14 protein-coding genes and 1 riboswitch are annotated in these 19,210 nt (G+C 44.1%); of the genes, 10 read left to right on the forward strand and 4 right to left on the reverse strand.

Annotation, left to right across the window (positions count from 1 at the left end):
- The first annotated feature begins 19 nt into the window (after positions 1-19).
- From MKZ09_RS04470 to MKZ09_RS04485, 4 genes are all read left to right on the forward strand, one after another.
- Positions 20-1,285, forward strand: a complete 1,266-nt coding sequence (locus MKZ09_RS04470) for a tetratricopeptide repeat protein (RefSeq protein WP_076207673.1) — start codon at positions 20-22, stop codon at positions 1,283-1,285.
- A gap of 36 nt (positions 1,286-1,321) precedes the next feature.
- Positions 1,322-2,272 carry a carbamate kinase gene (arcC, locus tag MKZ09_RS04475; RefSeq protein WP_076105343.1) on the forward strand — a complete coding sequence of 317 codons (951 nt, stop codon included), beginning with the start codon at positions 1,322-1,324 and terminating at the stop codon, positions 2,270-2,272.
- A 192-nt stretch (positions 2,273-2,464) separates the two neighbouring features.
- Positions 2,465-3,046, forward strand: a complete 582-nt coding sequence (locus MKZ09_RS04480) for a hypothetical protein (protein WP_076207675.1) — start codon at positions 2,465-2,467, stop codon at positions 3,044-3,046.
- A 21-nt stretch (positions 3,047-3,067) separates the two neighbouring features.
- Positions 3,068-3,361, forward strand: coding sequence for a transposase (locus MKZ09_RS04485; protein ID WP_076136793.1), 294 nt, complete (start codon positions 3,068-3,070; stop codon positions 3,359-3,361).
- Positions 3,362-3,430: 69 nt separating this feature from the next.
- On the opposite strand, the gene MKZ09_RS04490 is transcribed toward MKZ09_RS04485, so the two are convergent.
- On the reverse strand, positions 3,431-5,152 hold the full coding sequence (locus MKZ09_RS04490) for a cellulase family glycosylhydrolase (RefSeq protein WP_076190126.1): 1,722 nt from the start codon (positions 5,150-5,152) through the stop codon (positions 3,431-3,433).
- A gap of 342 nt (positions 5,153-5,494) precedes the next feature.
- Positions 5,495-5,695, forward strand: a riboswitch (cobalamin riboswitch).
- A gap of 164 nt (positions 5,696-5,859) precedes the next feature.
- Here MKZ09_RS04490 and MKZ09_RS04495 point away from each other — a divergent pair.
- From MKZ09_RS04495 to MKZ09_RS04515, 5 genes are all read left to right on the forward strand, one after another.
- Positions 5,860-11,463 carry an S-layer homology domain-containing protein gene (locus tag MKZ09_RS04495; RefSeq protein ID WP_162636651.1) on the forward strand — a complete coding sequence of 1,868 codons (5,604 nt, stop codon included), beginning with the start codon at positions 5,860-5,862 and terminating at the stop codon, positions 11,461-11,463.
- 71 nt (positions 11,464-11,534) lie between these two features.
- Entirely contained in the window at positions 11,535-12,524 is a 990-nt protein-coding gene (locus MKZ09_RS04500) for a DUF4430 domain-containing protein (RefSeq protein WP_076208130.1), read from the forward strand.
- Positions 12,524-13,414, forward strand: coding sequence for an energy-coupling factor transporter transmembrane component T (locus MKZ09_RS04505; protein WP_076208128.1), 891 nt, complete (start codon positions 12,524-12,526; stop codon positions 13,412-13,414). The genes MKZ09_RS04500 and MKZ09_RS04505 overlap by 1 nt, the downstream gene beginning before the upstream one ends.
- A complete protein-coding gene (locus MKZ09_RS04510) occupies positions 13,387-15,057 on the forward strand; it encodes an ABC transporter ATP-binding protein (protein ID WP_076208126.1) in 1,671 nt (556 codons plus the stop codon). Before MKZ09_RS04505 ends, MKZ09_RS04510 begins: the two co-directional genes overlap by 28 nt.
- Positions 15,039-15,767, forward strand: coding sequence for an ECF transporter S component (locus MKZ09_RS04515; RefSeq protein ID WP_036684891.1), 729 nt, complete (start codon positions 15,039-15,041; stop codon positions 15,765-15,767). Before MKZ09_RS04510 ends, MKZ09_RS04515 begins: the two co-directional genes overlap by 19 nt.
- 317 nt (positions 15,768-16,084) lie before the next feature.
- Here MKZ09_RS04515 and MKZ09_RS04520 read toward each other — a convergent pair whose 3' ends face one another.
- From MKZ09_RS04520 to MKZ09_RS04530, 3 genes are all read right to left on the reverse strand, one after another.
- On the reverse strand, positions 16,085-17,359 hold the full coding sequence (locus tag MKZ09_RS04520; protein WP_076208124.1) for an MFS transporter: 1,275 nt from the start codon (positions 17,357-17,359) through the stop codon (positions 16,085-16,087).
- Positions 17,360-17,428: 69 nt separating this feature from the next.
- Complete coding sequence (locus MKZ09_RS04525; RefSeq protein ID WP_036684895.1) at positions 17,429-18,340, reverse strand: ArsR/SmtB family transcription factor; 912 nt, start codon at positions 18,338-18,340, stop codon at positions 17,429-17,431.
- A gap of 265 nt (positions 18,341-18,605) precedes the next feature.
- Complete coding sequence (locus tag MKZ09_RS04530; RefSeq protein ID WP_143767391.1) at positions 18,606-18,908, reverse strand: hypothetical protein; 303 nt, start codon at positions 18,906-18,908, stop codon at positions 18,606-18,608.
- Between MKZ09_RS04530 and MKZ09_RS04535 the strand changes: the two genes are divergently transcribed.
- Positions 18,896-19,195: a MerR family transcriptional regulator gene (locus MKZ09_RS04535; RefSeq protein ID WP_076208122.1), complete on the forward strand. Its 300-nt coding sequence runs from the start codon at positions 18,896-18,898 to the stop codon at positions 19,193-19,195. The two genes, MKZ09_RS04530 and MKZ09_RS04535, sit on opposite strands and share 13 nt — an antisense overlap.
- Positions 19,196-19,210 lie beyond the last annotated feature (15 nt).

The following is a 19,210-nucleotide window of genomic DNA, read 5'->3' on the forward strand; positions in this document are numbered from 1 at the left end:
AAATAGGAGAGCTAAAGCCATGACTAATCAAACTCTGTCAGAAGATTTAATTCAAGCAGCGGATCGCGGGGATTTAGCTGCCGTAGAGCAGCTTTTAGCTCGTGGTGCCGATGTTCATCATAAGGATGCCAGTGGCCGAACTGCGCTGATGGCGGCAACGCAAAAAAATCATATTTCTCTCGCTCAAAAGCTGATTGATGCAGGCAGTGACGTGAATGCAAGAGATATCACTATGTTATCACCCTACCTGTGTGCCGGTGCCAATGGATTCCATGAGATATTATCTTTAACTCTTGCCGCAGGTGCGGATACAACCAGTGTGAATCGTTTTGGAGGAACTACACTGCTGCCCTCCAGCGAGAAGGGATATCTAAGAACTGTTCAGAAATGCTTGGAAGCAGGTGTTGCAGTTAACCATATGAACAATCTGGGATGGTCTGCCTTGTTGGAGGCAGTAATTCTCGGGAATGGTGGCCGTTTATACTCCGATATTATTCAATTGTTGGTGGATGCTGGAGCGGATGTTCAATTGCCGGATCGTGACGGCAAATCATCGTTGCAGCATGCAGAAGCGATGGGTCAGGAGAAGGTCATCCGTATTCTCAATAAAGAAAAGCTAACGATTCATCCAAGTATTCAAAGCGCTCAAGAGCTAGCTCGGGCAGAGGATTTCCTGAAAGCAAGCTTGGTTATGGAACATGCAATGCAAGAGGACAGTAATAATTCAGACTTCTATTACTATAAAGGATACTTCTTAGGGGAACTCGGGAGATATGAGGAAGCTCTGGCAGCCTATCAACAGGCACTTACTGTTGATCCAGATGACCTTGATTTCTATTTCTATACCGCAAATGCCTACCGAATGATGAAGCGATCCGAGCAAGCGTTAGCAGAGTATGACAAAGCGATAGAACGTGATCCTGGCGAAAGCTTCTTCCGCTATCATAAATCCAACTATTTAAGAGAGTTGGGCAGGCATGAGGAAGCGGTCAAAGTTATGGATCAGCTTCTGGAACAGCAGCCTGGACGGTATGATTTCTCGTTCCATAAGGCGAACAGCTTGAGATCACTTGGCCGGCATCAAGAGGCAGTTGAGGCGATTGAGAACGCAATTGCTAACGATCCGAGCAATCCTTTATATCATCATCATAAGGCTCAGTCACTTGGTTTACTTGGTAATCATGAAACGGCCATTCAAGAAATAGATATTGCTATCAGCTATAATCCTGCCAATCCGGATTTTCACTCCGCAAAGGAACAATTTCAGCTGGCCCTTAAACGCTAATAAATGAGGATCAACTGATCCGTCAGGAGGAATGGAATGAGTAAATTTATAGTTGTAGCCATTGGCGGTAATTCATTGGTGAAAGACAATGGCCGCGATTCTATAGAGGATCAATCTGAGGCAGTACGGGAAATTGCTGTCAATATCGCTGATCTGGTGCAAGCAGGAAACGATGTGGTGGTTACTCACGGTAACGGTCCACAGGTTGGATTCGAGCTGAGACGAAGCGAGGTGGCTTCGGAAGTCACTGGAATGGATGTTACTCCGTTGGTCAATTGCGTGGCGGGCACGCAAGGGGGCATAGGCTATTTAATTCAGCAGGCCTTAACAAATGAATTTATTCATCGCAGATTAGACAAGAAGGTTGCCACAGTTATTACTCAGGTCGAGGTTAGCAAAAATGATCCGAATTTTCAGTCTCCCTCGAAACCAGTGGGCTCCTTCTTCACGCTTGAGCAAGCAGAGGAGATGAAGCGTGCCAAGCCAGATTGGGTCATCATTGAGGATTCAGGTCGAGGTTACCGCCGTGTTGTTCCATCACCTAAGCCGATAGATATCGTTGAAAAAGATGTCATTAAATCACTCATTGAGACGGGTTATGTGGTGATTGCTGTTGGCGGAGGCGGGATTCCTGTGATCAAAACCGAAAATAATACCTACGAAGGTATCGATGCGGTCATTGACAAAGACTTTGCTACAAGTCTGCTGGCCGAACAGATCGATGCAGAATCGCTGATCATTACAACAGGAGTTCCTCAGGTATGTGTGAATTTCGGTACGCCTGAGCAGAAGGCTCTTGAAGAAGTTACAGCGGCAGAAATGTTGGTATATGCGGAGCAGGGTCATTTTCCTGCCGGCAGTATGCAGCCTAAAATTGAAGCAAGTCTTAGCTTTTTGAAAAAAGAGGGACGTAGAGTTATCATTACTAATCCGGAAAATATGAAAGCTGCGATGAGCCAACAGGCTGGCACACATATTGTAAATTAATAAGATCTGATTTATCTCATCATTTCATGGAGACCGCCACTGATCTAAATCAGGGCGGTTTTTTGACATATTCATGAATTGTTATCTAACTGTTGCTTTCATATGGCCATATTCTGGTGAATAAAAGGAAGATAAGAGGTAAAACTATGTCCACTATAGAGAAAAAAATACATTAAAATGCGGGGGTAAAAGATGATATCGATTAAAGGAACAACACAACGTTTTTCCAGGGCTACAATTCTTTGTTGTATTTGTGCATGTACGGTATTGCTAAGTGGATGCACTAAAGCAGCGGATGAGACTCAAGTGCCTACTCCAACAGCTCAAGTAGAATCCGCAGCACCTTCTGCCGAAGCAACTACACCTGTACCTACGAATAATGCAACAGAACAACCCCTAACATCTACGGCACCCGGCTCAAATACTGGGAAACTTCCAGAGGGGGTTAGCATTCAGAGAGTTATCAAGGAGGTTTCGTTAAAAGATAACTATCATAAAAAGGTTGAGCTGCTAACTGACGGAGGCAAGCGGGTCACCATTACAGATCCGAATCAAAAGATTGTTTTGCAGCAGATTGAATATGACGGAAGGATCACTGCGGTTAAGGGTAAACAGGTTACCGTTCAAGTGGAGGGCGGTAAAGAGCAAGCCTTAACGATTCCTGATCATATAGTCATTGAAGATGAAGACAAGCTCGGATTGAATAATGGCGTTGAAATCGAGTGGACGGTAAATGCAGAGGGACAAATCGAAAGTGTGGAGTTGGACGATTAAAAATTTACCGAGGTGAGCTGGATGAAATTTCTAATCGTACTTGGTAGTATTCTTGTTCCCATTGTTATGCTGATGTTACAGGGTAAATCGATAAAGTGGCGTATGGTTTTTAATGTTGTTTCGGTCTTAAGTGCGATTATCTTTGGAAACATTTCCGCCTTGGCAATTTACGAGATATTAAGAGATCATGCTGTGTTTATGACCTCGATCCATGCGATATTTTTGAATCCAATGTTTCTTATTACCGGAGCCTATCTTGGCGTATATTTAATTTATCGGTTGATGATAATTTCGTATGATGAGGTTTATATGTGATGGGTAGAATACAAATAGGGATGTTCCCTGAAGGGACACCCCTATTTGTGTTGTTAACAGGACCGATGCTTAAGAGGACTTTCCTACAACGTTTGTTCCGCTCTTCGTGATCTTGTAGGTGATAATATCCCCATTCCAGAAGTGGAACTTCAGGATAACCTCGCCGTCTTTAACATCTTTAAAGAACGCGGGAAGCAGCTTGATTTCTTTAGTGTTATAAGAAGGTGAGAAGGTATTGCCGAATTCCTTAAATGGAGTCCAGTCCTGCGGACCTGCATTGCCACCAGCGGTATATACAGCTTCCATTGTGGCAAGCTGGTTACCATTAAAGGTGGTCGGAATGGCAAAGGATTCAGTCGTGCCTTTTGCATCGCTTAATTTAGCTGTGTCATACACAATGACCTTAAGTCTCCACGCAACACCCTTGTTGAATTTCAGAGTCAGCACGGCATTTTCACCGTATTTTTGGGAAGCTGTGAGCTTTTTGAGTTGACTGGCTTTGAGGATGAGCTCCTCACCATTTAAGGTGTAATCTTTACCTTTGGTCAGATATTTTCCGTTGGCACTAATGGTGGTTAGCTTATTGCCGTTCAGGTTTAGCTTAACCTTGGTATCTTTGATTTGTGCCCCTTTTTTTAGGTAGACCAAATCGCTTTCGGTGCTGGAGGAACGCTCCTTCAGACCAGACATTAATACATTGTGGAGTTCAGGGTCAGACCACTTATAAGTTTTACGGTTGAAATGCTGCCCGTTATCCCAGAGCATGGAAGTCATTTTCTTTTCTTTCAAATAATAAGTCAGATACTCGAAGAATTTAAGCTTCTCGCCCTGTTCAATCACACCCGTGTCTTTATCGAAACCTAATAAACCAAATTCGCCGACGATGACAGGGATGCCTTTAGCTACAAATGTATTGTAAACGTTATCAAAAGTTTGAGTGATATCGTTTTTTGTATCTTTTTCAAACGTGGTGTAGCCGGCAATGTTCACACTAAAAGGCCAGAAGCCATAGAAGTGAACGGTCGCAATAATATTTGGATCGTTCAGAGCCGTAATCGTCTTATAGAGATGATCCATTCTTGTTTGCGTAGGTGAAGACTCTAATGAAGGTAATACAAGTGGGCGGAGGTCGTTTTTCCCACCGGATTTCCGCACGATTTGATAGAAGGAGTTATTAAGTTCAGTAAGCATTTGCTCCATTTTTGCTTCGTCTGTGCTTCCACCATCGGTGAACCGAGGTTCATTTATGCTCTCGAACATCAGCTTATCGGATTTGTCCTTGAAGCGATCGGCAATTTGAGTCCAAGCTGCATTATAACGTGCCAGCGTTTCATCGTGTTTTTCTTCCATATGGCTTACCCATAGCCAGGAATCGTGATGGACATTAATCATGACATAAAGCTTGGCGTCCAGTGCCCAGCCGACAACTTCTTCCACACGGTCGAGGTAGGCCTTTTCTAGGGTATAGTCTGGTGCCGCACCCATGTGAGTATCCCAGGTCACAGGAATCCGAATGCTTTTATAGCCTTGAGCGGCGATCTTTTTAATAAGATCTTGGGTCACACGTGGATTGCCCCAGGAGGTTTCATCCTCACCTGTAGCATCTAAAGTATTGCCAAGGTTCCATCCGGGCTGCATTTCGTCTACATAGGATTGGATCTTACTCTTTGGCGCTGCCTTAGCTTGTTGCTCGTCCTTAGTTGCAGCTGCGGCCATGGATGAGAACAGAGAGAGCAGAAGAGCGGTGACAAGTGTCAATGATAAGAAGGATTTCTGGATTCGCGTAGTCATTGAATTCTCCTTTGTGAGATAATTTAGGATGCTTGGACCTGGCTTTGACGCTGTACTTGGTGGTTAGATGAACATAAACACCTCCATTTTTTATTTTGTAAACGCTTTCTTAATATACCCTAACATAGAATACACTTAGCGAGTACCTTACTAATTTGTGGTAAATTCATATAAGAATTAGTGATTTAAACTGATTTCCCCCACAGTTGGATAAAGAAATTATTTAAATAACCCCTAGTCGTAGAAATTGGTTATTCAATAGGATTATCTCTAGCTGCCCGTTATACAAAAAAGAAATATAACATGACAAAAGCATATATATTAGTTATGATGAAGCATGAAAATTTAAAATTAGAAATAGGTGCCAACTATGATAGTTGCGGAAGTACAATCATAGATTGGTTAAATGGAAAGCGGGTGTGAATCCCGCGCGGTCCCGCCGCTGTGAAAGAGGAGTCCTTGCAAAATGCCACTGGGAAACTGGGAAGGCAGCAAGGGTGATGATACTTGAGCCAGAATATCTGCCTTTTTCTGTTACACCATCAAACTCTACGATCGATAGAGAGGTGCTTGAATAGTGTTGGCCAGCGATTATTGTGGTTCACTATCTTAACCTCTTGACGTTTATGTTGAGTGGTTTTTTTGTGGTTATAAGAAAAGTTTATTCTGTTTTTTATCATAGGTATGAAGGGAAGGGTTATGGAAAAATGAAGAAAAATAAGTTTTTAGCGTGGTTACTAATTGTAGCTGTATTTATTACGACATTCTCTACAAGTGTAATCCCGGCTCAAGCAGATGGAGCAAGCTCTACCCTTAAAGGGTATGTATCTGTATCCGTAGAGAAATTCTCCTTAGGCCAAGGGTATATTAAGGAACCTATTAAAGTTCCGATTTATGAAGGCGATAATGGCGCATCTTTAATAACACGTGCGCTAGGTGATGGGAATTATAGATATTTAGGAAATATAGATAGTGGTTTTTATTTATCAGAAGTTAAAGATAGTGGCAGAAGTGAAGTCAATATTCCACAATATATTTTAGATATGATTTCAGCCGATGGGAAAACAGTCGGCACTAAAGCAGACCCAGAGTGGTTAAGTCAGTTTGACTATACCTCCATGTCGGGTTGGATGTATGCAGTAAATAATGTGTTTCCTCCGTTTGGGATGACCGATTATAAGCCTCAAGACGGTGACATCATTCGAACTCAGTTCACCACTTATGGTTATGGTTCTGATCTTGGCGGCTGGGGGGAAATCCCAGTTCAACTTGCCAATAAGGATGCTTTAACTGCAGAAATCGCCGAGATTAACAGTGCCCCTAATAAAGAAACTATTTTGGACAGACCAGTAGTGCAATCGGCAGTTTATCAAGCCTATTCCGTGCTCGAAAACATGGCAAGCTCTCAAATAAGTGTAGATCATGCGCTTGTCGGTCTTAACAATGCATTAGACATAGAACCCCCTGTTATTACAGTAAGTGGCATACAAGATAAACAGGAAGTATCCAATAAAGAAATAAGCTTCAAAGTAGCTGTCACAGACAATGTATATAGTGACATTACTCCAGAAGTGAAGCTGAATGGAGTTACTTTATCACCTGCAAATGGGGAGTACAAAGCTACTCTGAATTCAGGCAGTAATGCAATTACTGTAACGGCTCTTGACGGAGCTGGAAACAAAACAAATGTAACTTATCAGGTTACTTACAAACTGGAAACTACAGTTGCCGTCAAACAACAGTTAGATAAAAACCTTGCTTATATTTTAAATACTGTAAAGAATCCAACGTTCGGAACAGGTAGCGGAGAATGGTCAATCCTTTCTTTGGCTCGGGCGAACTATACAGTACCTAACGGTTATTACGATCTTTATTACAACAATGTAGCAACGAAAATAGCATCAACCATTAAAACGGATGGAAAACTCGACGCCAATAAAAGCACAGAGAATTCCAGAGCAATATTAGGACTTACCTCTATCGGAAAAGATATCACAAATGTTGCGGGATATGATCTGAGAAAAGCACTGGCTGATTATCAATATATCCAGAAGCAAGGCAATAATGGTCCGATTTTTGCTCTGATCGCGTTAGATAGCCATAACTATGAGATTCCTGTAGTTGATGGAGTTACAGAACAGACCACAAGAGAAAAACTAGTTCAGTACATTTTAGATAAAGAGGTTAAAAAAGGTACAGCAGAGGCCGGTGGCTGGGCATTAGGCGTAACCAAAGCCGATGTCGATATGACTGCGATGGCAATGCAAGCTCTTGCACCTTATTATGCAACCCGTGATGATGTAAAAGCTGCCGTGGATCGGGCCATTCAATGGCTGTCCGATAACCAAAACAATCAAGGCGGATTTACAAGCTGGGGAAGCACTAGCAGCGAAAGTATCTCACAGGTAATTGTAGCCTTAACTGGTGTAGGCATAGATCCGCACACGGACACTAGATTTGTTAAAAGTGGAAATTCGCTTATTGATGCACTGCTTAGCTTTGCTGCACCTGAGGGTGGATTTAAGCATATCCTCACAGGCAAAGTAGACAATATGGCAACGGACCAAGGTACGTATGCTCTTGTGTCCTATGATCGTCTGATCAATCATAGCAACCGTCTCTTTGATATGAATGATGTGCAATTAGAACAACCTACTACTGTAGTAGCCAAACAACAATTAAATAAAAGCCTTGCCTATATTCTAAATACTGTAAAGAATCCAACGTTTGGAACAGGCAGTGGAGAATGGTCAATCCTTTCTTTGGCTCGGGCGAACTATACAGTACCTAACGGTTATTACGATCTTTATTACAACAATGTAGCAACGAAAATAGCATCAACCATTAAAGAGGATGGAAAACTCGACGCCAATAAAAGCACAGAGAATTCCAGAGCGATTCTAGGGCTTACCTCTATCGGAAAAAATATCACAAATGTTGCGGGATATGATCTGAGAAAAGCACTGGCTGATTATCAATATATCCAGAAGCAAGGCAACAATGGTCCGATTTTTGCTCTGATCGCGCTAGATAGCCACAACTATGAGATCCCTGTAGTTGATGGAGTTACAGAACAGACCACAAGAGAAAAACTGGTTCAGTACATTTTAGATAAAGAGGTTAAAAAAGGTACAGCAGAAGCTGGCGGCTGGGCATTAGGCGTAACCAAAGCCGATGTCGATATGACTGCGATGGCGATGCAAGCTCTTGCACCTTATTATGCATCCCGTGATGATGTAAAAGCTGCTGTGGATCGGGCGATCCAATGGCTGTCCGATAACCAAAACAATCAAGGCGGATTTACAAGCTGGGGAAGCACTAGCAGCGAAAGTATCTCACAGGTAATTGTAGCCTTAACTGGTGTAGGCATAGATCCGCACACGGACACTAGATTTGTTAAAAGTGGAAATTCGCTTATTGATGCACTGCTTAGCTTTGCTGCACCTGAGGGTGGATTTAAGCATATCCTCACAGGCAAAGTGGACAATATGGCAACGGACCAAGGTACGTATGCACTTGTGTCCTATGATCGTCTGATCAATCATAGCAACCGTCTCTTTGATATGAATGATGTGAAACTGGAACAACCAGAAGAACCGGGGCCTGGGCAACCAGAGGGTCCGAAAGAACTTCCGTTACCTTCTGGGGAGAACCCGAAAGTAGAAATCCCAAATGACGCTAATGATTATATCGTTCCGATCAGCACTGGAGATAGCAACAAAGAAATCACAGTAGCTATTTCGGAAGAAAATCAATCGAAGGTTAGTGTCAATTTACCAAGTAACAGCGACCTTCCTCAGATAGAGGCCATAAAAGGTAACGTATCTGTAGTCATTCCTAAGGGTGCAAAAGTTACAAGTGGGGATGCCTCTGCGATTGAACTGATTTCAGCTTTAACCGGTGCAGAATCTGCACTAAAAGATAGTGTGAATCAGATTATTCCCGGGGACAAGAAGCTTGATAACATTCTTCAAGCATTTTCCATGGGTGGTAGTGCAAGAGTAGAATTCAGTCAATTTATTACGTTAACCTTTAAGGACCTTAAAGGAAAAGAAGCTGCTTATATTCAAAATGGCACCCCTCATGCCATTCAAAAATTTGCAAGTGATGACTTAGGTTTTGCAAGCGGTAAGTCTGAGTATGCCTATGATAGTGGAAATGACTTAATTGTAAAAACCAATCACTTCACTGACTACATTGCGTATGCTTCCAGTGCAGTACAAACACCTGGCGGCGACGGTGGTAGCGGAAATGGTGAAGGAAATGGCGGCAACAATGGTGGCAACAATGGTGGCGGAACCACTCCATCGAAACCATATGTAACCCTGTCCGTGGATAAGCTTACAATTAATAAGGGATATGTTGTTCCATCTGTACAGGTAGAGCTACAATCTGGTGACACGGTGTGGTCTGTATTAAAAAGAACATTAGATAGCCGCGGTATCGAATATCGAGATTCTTGGAGCGGTAAATATGGAAGTGTGTATGTAGAATCGATCGCAGGCGATGGAGAATTTGACCATGGCAGCGGCAGTGGATGGATGTATAATGTGAATGGAGTCTATCCTGATTATGGTGCATCTTCATATAAACTAAGTGCCGGGGAAAGAATTCAGTGGCGTTATACTACGAATTTGGGTGTAGATCTAAATGCACCGATACCAACTACAAGCCCTACTCCAACCCCAACGCCTAAGCCTGGTGCTACTCCTGCTCCTGGTGGGGGAGCTAATCCGGAAGCCGGCGTTGATCCAAATGTGAGTCCATCTCCAACAGTGACTCCTAAGGATCCTAACCAGAACACGAATGATATTAAACAACTGTATACAGATGCTGATAAGATCTCTTCCTGGGCTTATTCAGCGATTGAAACAGCTACGGTAAAAGGATATATCCAAGGTAACAATGGTCAGGTGAATCCGAAAGCTTATATCACAAGAGCGGAGTTCACTAAGATTCTCGTTTCTGCATTAGAACTTGATATTAAGAGTGATAAAGGCATTACCTATAAGGATGTCGCTCTAGGCGATTGGTTCTATCCATATGTGAATGCTGCGCATAAGGCAGGTCTAATCACAGGCTTTAATAATGAGTTTAAGCCAAATGACAAAATTACTCGGGAGCAAATGGCCGCAATTATCGTCAGAGCATTGGCTATCCCGGCGACGAAGCCAGGAACAGCGATTAAAGATATCAACACAGTATCGGCATGGGCCAAAGCAGATGTAGAGACCGTTGTTGCGACTGGTTTGATGTTAGGCGATGATAATCAATTTAAGCCTAAAGAGCTTGTAACTAGAGAAATGGCGGCTGTTGTAGCTACTAGAACCCATGATTATAAGAGTGGGAACAAAGTGGTTAGTCCAACTATTCAGAATACAGCAGTTAGTTCTTACATTCAGAACACAGCTGCCTTTTTGCAAAAAACAGTAACAAACCCGGTCATCTCCTCGGTTGGCGGGGATTGGACAGTATTTGGGCTGGCACGTTCTGGTGTGAAGGTTCCAGATAGTTATTACGCTAAGTACTATGCGAATGTAGAAGCAACTCTTAAAGAAAAAGCTGGGAAGCTGCATAGCGTAAAATATACGGAATATGATAGAGTTATTTTGGCATTAACTTCAATCAACAAAAATATTGATAAAGTGGCGGGTTATAACCTACTTGTACCTCTCGCGGATTTTGATACTGTAATTAAGCAAGGTATTAATGGTCCTGTGTTTGCTCTCATTGCACTGGACAGTAATCATTACGACATTCCTGTGGTTAAGGATGTAAAGACGCAGACGACTAGAGAGATGCTCATTAATTATATTTTGGGCAGAGAGATCAGCGGCGGTGGATGGGCACTAGGCAGTAATGCTACAGCGGCTGATCCAGATATCACGGGGATGGTCATTCAAGGCTTAACGCCGTATTACAAAACCAACGCCAAAGTAACAGCTGCTGTGGACCGGGGGATTGCTTGGTTATCCAAAACACAGACAGCAGACGGTGGTTTTGCAAGCTGGGAATCTACAAATTCCGAAAGCATCGCTCAGGTGATTGTAGCTTTAACTGGCCTTGGTATTGACCCGCATAAGGATTCCAGATTTATTAAAAATGGACATTCCGCAGTAGACGCATTGCTTAGTTTTGCTGCACCTGAAGGTGGTTTTTATCACGTGAAGCAGGGTGGAGTAGGCAATGGAGGCGCGCAACCAGGAGAAGTAGATCTTATGGCTACGGATCAGGCGATGTATGCACTGGTTTCCTATGATCGGCTCGTTAATGGCCAGACACGTCTTTATGATATGACAGACGTCAAATAGAATTATATTTAGAGAGATAAGCAAGGGTAGCGTGTATACCCTTGCTTATTATTTAAGGTGGGACTAGAGAAATGAACAAGAAGAAATGGTTAACAGCGATACTAATCATAGGTGTATTGGCTATCGCCTTCTTTTGGGGCGGGGATTACCAGAAGAGCCCAAACAAGGTCGCTAATAGTAGCGTTGAGACACAGGTTATAGAGCCAGAGAACACTGCTTCCGCAACAAATGTTGATGTTGAACCCACTGAGGCAATCGCTACCGAGACAACGGAGATAACACCTTCAGCTACGCCAAGTGAAACAGCTAAGCCCATTGAAACCCTAAAACCAAATGAATCGGCAACACCAACGGAAGCTGTAACACCAACAGGAACTGCAGCACCAACAGAAGTTGTAACGCCGGCCGCAACAACAAAACCTGCTGCAACGAAGCAACCGACCGCAACGCCGAAAGCGGCTAAACCGTCCGTGCCGGAAACGAAAGCGACGGCAAAACCCGTAACAAAACCTGATTCAAAAGTAGCGACAACAGAAACCAAGCAGGAACCGAAAAAGGATAAATTTCTTACCGATCCAGTGCCAAGCGGGAAACCTAAACCAGTGGAATGGCAAGATGCAACGGTAGATAAGAAGAAGCAATTAACGGCTACCTTGTCCGTCTCAGCGGCAACAATTTTAGATAACATGGATATTTTTAATAAGGATAAGCTTGAAGTATTGCCGGCAGATGGTATCATTTATAAAGCGCAGAAGGTAACCTTTTATGAAGGTGAGTCTGTGTTTGATGTTTTACTAAGAGAAATGAAAAAGAATAAAATCCATATGGAATTTAGCATGACGCCGATCTATAACAGTAATTATATTGAAGGCATAAATAATCTGTATGAATTCGATGCTGGAGAGCTCAGTGGATGGATGTACAAAGTAAATGGCTGGTTCCCTAACTACGGCAGTAGCCGTTATGTTCTCAAAGATGGCGATGTCATTGATTGGGTATACACTTGTGATCTAGGTCGAGATGTGGGTGGTTATGTTGCCACAGGAGGAGCTCAGAAATAATGAAGGATAGCTTTTCTACCTTTCATCCGTTTGTGAATTTTCTATATTTTGTTGTTGTATTGCTGTTTAGCATGGTGTTCATGCATCCTATATTTCAAGTGATTGCCCTTATTAGTGCTGTAGCCTACTCAACTATGTTAAAAGGAAAAAAGGGCATCCGGTTTAATCTGCTTTACATGATTCCTTTTCTGCTGTTTATGGCAGTGATGAATCCTGTTTTTAATCATCAAGGGGTAACGATCTTGTTCTATTTAAACAACGGGAACCCTATTACGAAGGAATCGATTCTTTATGGCGTGGCAGCGGCGTGTATGTTTGTGACGGTAATTATTTGGTTCTCCTGTTATAACGTCGTGATGACCTCGGATAAGTTTATTTATATATTCGGAAAAATACTGCCGGCACTGTCGTTGATTTTTTCGATGGTGCTTCGTTTTGTTCCTAGATATTTAGCGCAAATCAAGGTGATTTCGAATGCTCAAAAATGTATAGGCCGGGATGTCTCACAGGGGAATCTCCTCGCGCGTGCGCGGAATGGGATTACGATCCTTTCCATTATGACCACCTGGGCTTTGGAAAATGCGATTGAGACAGCGGATTCCATGAGATCGAGAGGGTATGGATTGCCGGGCCGTACAAGCTTTTCTATCTTTCGGTTAGATGCCCGAGACAAAGTAGTCCTCTTGATCATGACAGGCTTAATTGCGCTGGTAGCCGTAGGGGCAGTGATGGGTGAGAACACCATGAGATTCTATCCGTCGATTAAAGCGAGCGCAATTACGCCTTTTAGTATTCTTATATATATCGCTTATTTTGCGTTATGTATGATCCCAGTGCTCATCAATATGGTGGAGGCAATGAAATGGAAATCTATCGAATCGAAGAACTAAGCTTTACTTTTCCTGAACAAGAGCAAGCGGCTCTTTCGAATATTAATCTAACGATTGAAAGTGGAGACTTCATTACTATTTGTGGTAAGTCAGGCTGTGGCAAAAGCACTCTGCTTAGACAACTGAAAACAATTCTAACCCCACATGGCAATCGCCAAGGGGCAATTTATTATAAGGGTCAACTTGTTGAGGAGATCGATCAAAGAACGCAGGCCACGGAAATTGGTTATGTACTCCAAAGTCCGGACAATCAAATTGTGACAGATAAAGTATGGCATGAGCTTGCCTTTGGGCTGGAGAGCTTGGGGTATGATAATTCTACGATTCGTCTGCGTGTGGCGGAAATGGCTAGTTTTTTTGGGATCCAGACCTGGTTTCATAACAGTGTGACCGAGTTATCAGGCGGCCAGAAGCAGCTGCTTAACTTAGCCTCCATAATGGCTATGCATCCCTCGGTTCTAATCCTCGATGAGCCTACCTCCCAGCTAGATCCTATTGCGGCTTCCGATTTTCTGGAGACGGTCAAAAAAATAAATCGTGAGCTGGGAACAACCGTGATCATGACCGAGCATCGTCTAGAGGATGTTCTTCCGCTTACAGATCGGTTGATTGTGCTGAATGAGGGAGCTGTGATCGCCGATGATCCCCCGCAAAAAGTGGGCGAGGCTTTAAGTAAGCTGAACCATCCGATGTTTCTGTCCATGCCCTCGCCGATGCAGATTGTTGCAGGAGTAGATCATGACTTAGCGTGGCCTGTTACTGTGAAGGAAGGGCGCCAATGGTTGGATGCTTTTCTAAAGGGTAAGACTCCTGCAACGATGGCAGAAACTCAGCCTAGCACGAAAGAGGCCGGCCCTGTAGTCATAAAGTTTAAGGACGTATGGTTTAAATATGATAAAAATGGATCGGATATCATTAAAGATTTGTCGTTTGAAGTGAAGCAAGGGCAATTTTATTGTATTGTTGGCGGGAATGGGACGGGTAAGACATCAACGCTGTCGCTGATGAGCGGGATCCTTCAGCCTTACAGAGGGAAAGTTCTAATCGGCGGGAACAACCCTGCGAAGATGAATGCCAAAGCGTTGTTTACTAGCAATCTGGGCATCCTCCCGCAAAATCCGCAAACCTTATTTGTGAAAAAAACAGTCGAGCTAGATTTATATGAGATGTTATCCCAGCTCTCTTTGACGAAGGAAGAAAAAACCGCCAGAGTTGAGGCTGTGGTTAAGTTTGCAGAACTGGAACATCTCCTCTCCATGCATCCGTATGATCTCAGCGGGGGAGAACAACAGCGTGCAGCGTTGGCAAAGGTGCTTTTGTTAGAACCAAAGATTCTGCTGTTGGATGAACCGACCAAAGGACTGGATGGGCCCTTCAAAGAGAAACTAGCCGTATTCCTGCAAAAGCTCAATGCCGAAGGAGTAACTATTGTAATGGTCTCGCATGACGTTGAATTTTGTGCTAAGTATGCTGAGGTCTGCGCCATGTTTTTTGATGGAAGTATCATCACTACGAATGAAGCGCAGAAGTTTTTTGCGGGAAACAGCTTCTATACAACTGCTGCCAACCGTATGGCGCGTCATGTATGGAATGAGGGAGTAACGATAGGGGGTGTGATTGATTTATGTCAAAGAAGCAGATAACGGATCGTCGTTTGAGTCGTCGAACTTTATTAGCGGCACTACTAATCCTCATTGTCATTCCAGCTACGATTTTATTAGGGATCTTTGTGCTAAATGATCGGAAGTATTATTTTATCAGTCTATTAATTGTTATCTATACGATGATTCCTTTTGCGATGGTGTTCGAGAACCGGAAGCCGCAGGCGAGGGAGCTGATCGTTATAGCGGTGTTAGCAGCCATTGCCGTGGCGGGACGCGCAGCCTTTTTTATGTTGCCGCAGTTTAAGCCAGTGGTTGCTATTGTCATCATCGCAGGGGTAAGCTTGGGTGCGGAGGCAGGTTTTCTGGTTGGCGCTGTTGCAGGTTTTGTCTCGAATTTCTTCTTTGGGCAGGGACCTTGGACGCCTTGGCAAATGTTTTGTTTTGGCATCATTGGCTTCCTGGCGGGCATTTTCTTCAAGAAGGGTCTGCTTAAAAAGAATAAGCTGTCGCTGTGTATATTCGGAGGGCTAGCGACGTTTTTCGTATACGGAGGCATTATCAATATAGGCTCGTTGATGATGTTCACTTCAGAGTTCTCTTGGCCGGCTTTAATGACCACTTATATTTCAGGTTTTTGGTTCGATATGGTGCATGCGATCTCGACGGTGGTGTTTTTGTTTTTTATTGCTAATCCTATGATTGAGAAGTTGGATCGGATAAAAACGAAATATGGGTTGATTGAGCCTTAGGTTCTTGGTGTTAGCTTTTGGACGCTGTGCGCTTTTTACGCTGGCGAACGCTCCGCTTTTCCACAATCAGTCCGTTCTCTCCGCTGCTATCAGCGCGAATTCCAAAACAACAACACACAAACACAAACACAAACTAAAGGCTCAACGCCTCCCGCTTCGGTTTTTACCGGAAGGGGGAGGGGAACTAGTGGCTACGAATCAAGCCACTGTGACAAACCACTGAAAAGAGAATATACCTAGTAGCGATGCTCCTAGGTGAAAACTTATACAAACAGGCGATGTTCCGGTATCCGGTATCGCCTGTTTTTTTGATTCACTTAACGTTCAGCAACAACTTTGTGCGGGGGAACCCCAGCATCGGGCGGCTTATGAGTGGCTTCAAGTGTGGAGAGGTCGCCGTCCAGTGTTTTGAGTCCGGGGAGCAGCAAGGCAGCGATGGCACAGAGCAGTGGAAGCAATCCGGCGATGACAAAAAGCGCAGGCACGCCATAGAGTTCAGCAATCGCGGCGCCGGCAAAAGCACCAAAAGGCTGCAAGCCGCCACCGATTAAAAAACGGATGGAGTTGACTCTTCCTTGCAGATTACCCGGAACCAGACGTCCATGGAGTGAAGAGCTTAAGGAGCCGAAGAAGGGAGCTATCGTTCCGGTGGCGAATACGGCGGCGAGAGCAAAAGAAAAACTAGGAAATAACCCCCATAATGTTGTTACTAAACCGATGGTCCCCAGACTGCCGAGCATGACAAGCCGCCTCTTTTTAATTTCCCCTATCATGGAAATGATGCTTAGCCCGACTAAGGTTCCAAGTGCGAAAACTGTACTAAGTGTGCCCATCGTCGCCGCATCACGGTGGAGCACTTCGCGTACAAAAGGAACCATCATGGTCCAGACGGCAATTGAGCTTAGATTACTAATAGAGGCCATCATCATTATCGTAAGCATGGCGGGGAATTGTTTATAGAAGGTAAAACCCTCAGCAATTTCGCGAACATAGACGGTAATGGAGAAACGGCCTGGAGCTGGAGAGGGCTTGGGTAGCTTCTGCAGGCACAGCAAGGTAATGATGGCCGCAACATAACATAACATGTTGATGCTAAGGGCTGGCAGTGCTCCACTGGCAGCGGTCAACGCCCCAGCCAGGGCGGGGCCTAGCAAGACTGCTGCACTTTTGCTGCCATCGATGATAGCAAAAGCCCGCACCAGCTTCCGGCTATCGGCAACGCCGGGAATAACAGCCATGGCTGTTGGCATGAACAGAGCGGCGCAGGCCCCGCTGAGACCAGCGGCGACAAACAGATGCCACAGCTGCAGTTGGCCAGCCAGACCCATGCCTAGCGGCAGTGCTATAGCTAACAGGCGAATGGCTGCCAAGCAGGCCATAAAGCGTACCCGGTGGAGCCGGTCGGACAGCGGCGAGCCCAGCAAGCGCAGCAGCAGCTCAGGTATGCCGGAGCTGAGCGCGAGTGCTCCCATCGCTAGCTTGGAACCCGTCAATTCATAGACGAGCCATTCCATAGCCAACAAGCCAAAAGCATCCCCAAAAGCACTTAGAGTTATGGTTGAGAGTAAACCATAATAGCTGCGTTTTATCATAGCCTGTTCACTCCTTTCTTATATTTCTCGCATATACGCTTACCGTCCTTATAAGGACGCTTAAGGCGTTTATGCTTGACTCTCTAGATACGACCCAATCTGCTGTGGTAGCCCATTTAAGGCTTCCAATCGCAGGCTGTACGATGTGCTTTTAACGTTGGTATGGACAATGACCAGCCCTGCTGCGCGCAACGCGATCAGATGGTAGTGGATTGTACTTTTAGAAAGTCCGACTTCCCGCACGATTTCCGTGAAATTCAACTGCTTGCCTGTAAGCAAACGAAGGATATACAGCCGCGTCTCATCCGAGAGTGCCCGGGTAAGTCGAAGTAGTGCTGGAGCAGGCCGGCCAGCTTCCGGAGGGAGAACATCACAAGAGTAGCTAGTGAAAACGAATTCATCAAACATAGAGGTGGTGACCAGTGGGCGGGCATGATATTGCGGAATGATAATGACCTGCTTCAGACGTTCGGTTGGATAGAGGCGCATTCCGTCGGTTGCTGCTTCAAAGACTTCCATATCATTGTTCCCATTCAGTGTCGTTCGTCTTGACTCGGCTTCCTGTTCAAGCCCTTTGAGGATATTAGGGTCGATTCCATTGAAGTAACCCGCGTTCCATTCGCGCAGGATGTCAGAGGCAGTGTCCCTTAGCTCAGAAAGATTAGAGGGAACCGATTGGCCGAAACGTCCAGATATTTCATACAGTTCACCCGAAGATAAACCATCGAACCAATTCAAAAAGCCGTCTACAGAACGCTCGCCCGGTGAAGACCAAATGTAGGGAGCCAAACTGAAATCATCAAGTTTTTTAACGACCTCTTGCATTTTACGAAGCAACATCGGGGCAAATCTTGCTTGGACTTCACGTACCCAGAGCTTACCGGAATCCATAGCAGTATGGTTCTGCTTGCTTAGAAAAGCAGTCATACTGTTCACACATTCATACATGGGGGCAAAATCGACTTCTACTTTATATTCCATGAGCTTCTCCATTCTTTGAGTAAGTTGCTAAAACATTTATTTGTTCTATAATTATAGAACTTATTATTGGTTTTATTGTAAACGAACTAAAATCCGTTTTCAATAGCCATTCGACTGAAAAACAAAAGAAATTTTAATTACGATAAAAAGACAGTTCCGGTAGGCACATTTTGTGCATTAGGAACTGTCTTTTGATGTCTACACAATTTATATACTTTTTAGGAGTTCCACCTTCTGTCTCCAGGCTCATAATGAAGAGACTAGGTTAAGAAGTAGCCCACAGCAAAGACCAGCACAACAATAAAGTAATGAAGCCAGTTATTCGTACCGAAGACAAACTTACCGTTGAGCCAGCGGGAGATAAGACAGTTGAGAAAACCGATAATAAACCAAATGAAGTTAAGCGGTTACATAAGGCATAAAGGGTGATGACGACTAACGTAATATGAGATAGCAAAAACAAATAAATATAACCCACAGCAGATTTAGCGGAGCCCTTAATTAGAATCCCCACTGCCCCAAGCACACTAACCATTCCATATAAGATTATAAGACTTGAGCCTATCATTTGATGCACCACCCTCCAAGGGACCAGATGGTAAACGGATATATACAGAGCAGCATCTGGCAGATTATTTTGCCATTCAAGAGTTGAAAAGTTATGGAGTGAAGCTAAGGGATATCCAGTCTATTTTTAAATTGAAAAGGAGTTATGGGTGTGCCCATGCAGAGTTAATCAAGGAAGTAGGCGAATCTCTGAATCTTCAGCTGGACGGATTGAGACAAGAAGAATTGGAACTCCTTAATCGGATACGGATGCTTGAAGCGCTGGTCCAACAGATTGCTCAAATATAATCAATTGATTATATA

The organism is Paenibacillus sp. FSL R5-0908, assembly GCF_038006245.1.
Taxonomy (GTDB): domain Bacteria; phylum Bacillota; class Bacilli; order Paenibacillales; family Paenibacillaceae; genus Paenibacillus_AQ; species Paenibacillus_AQ odorifer.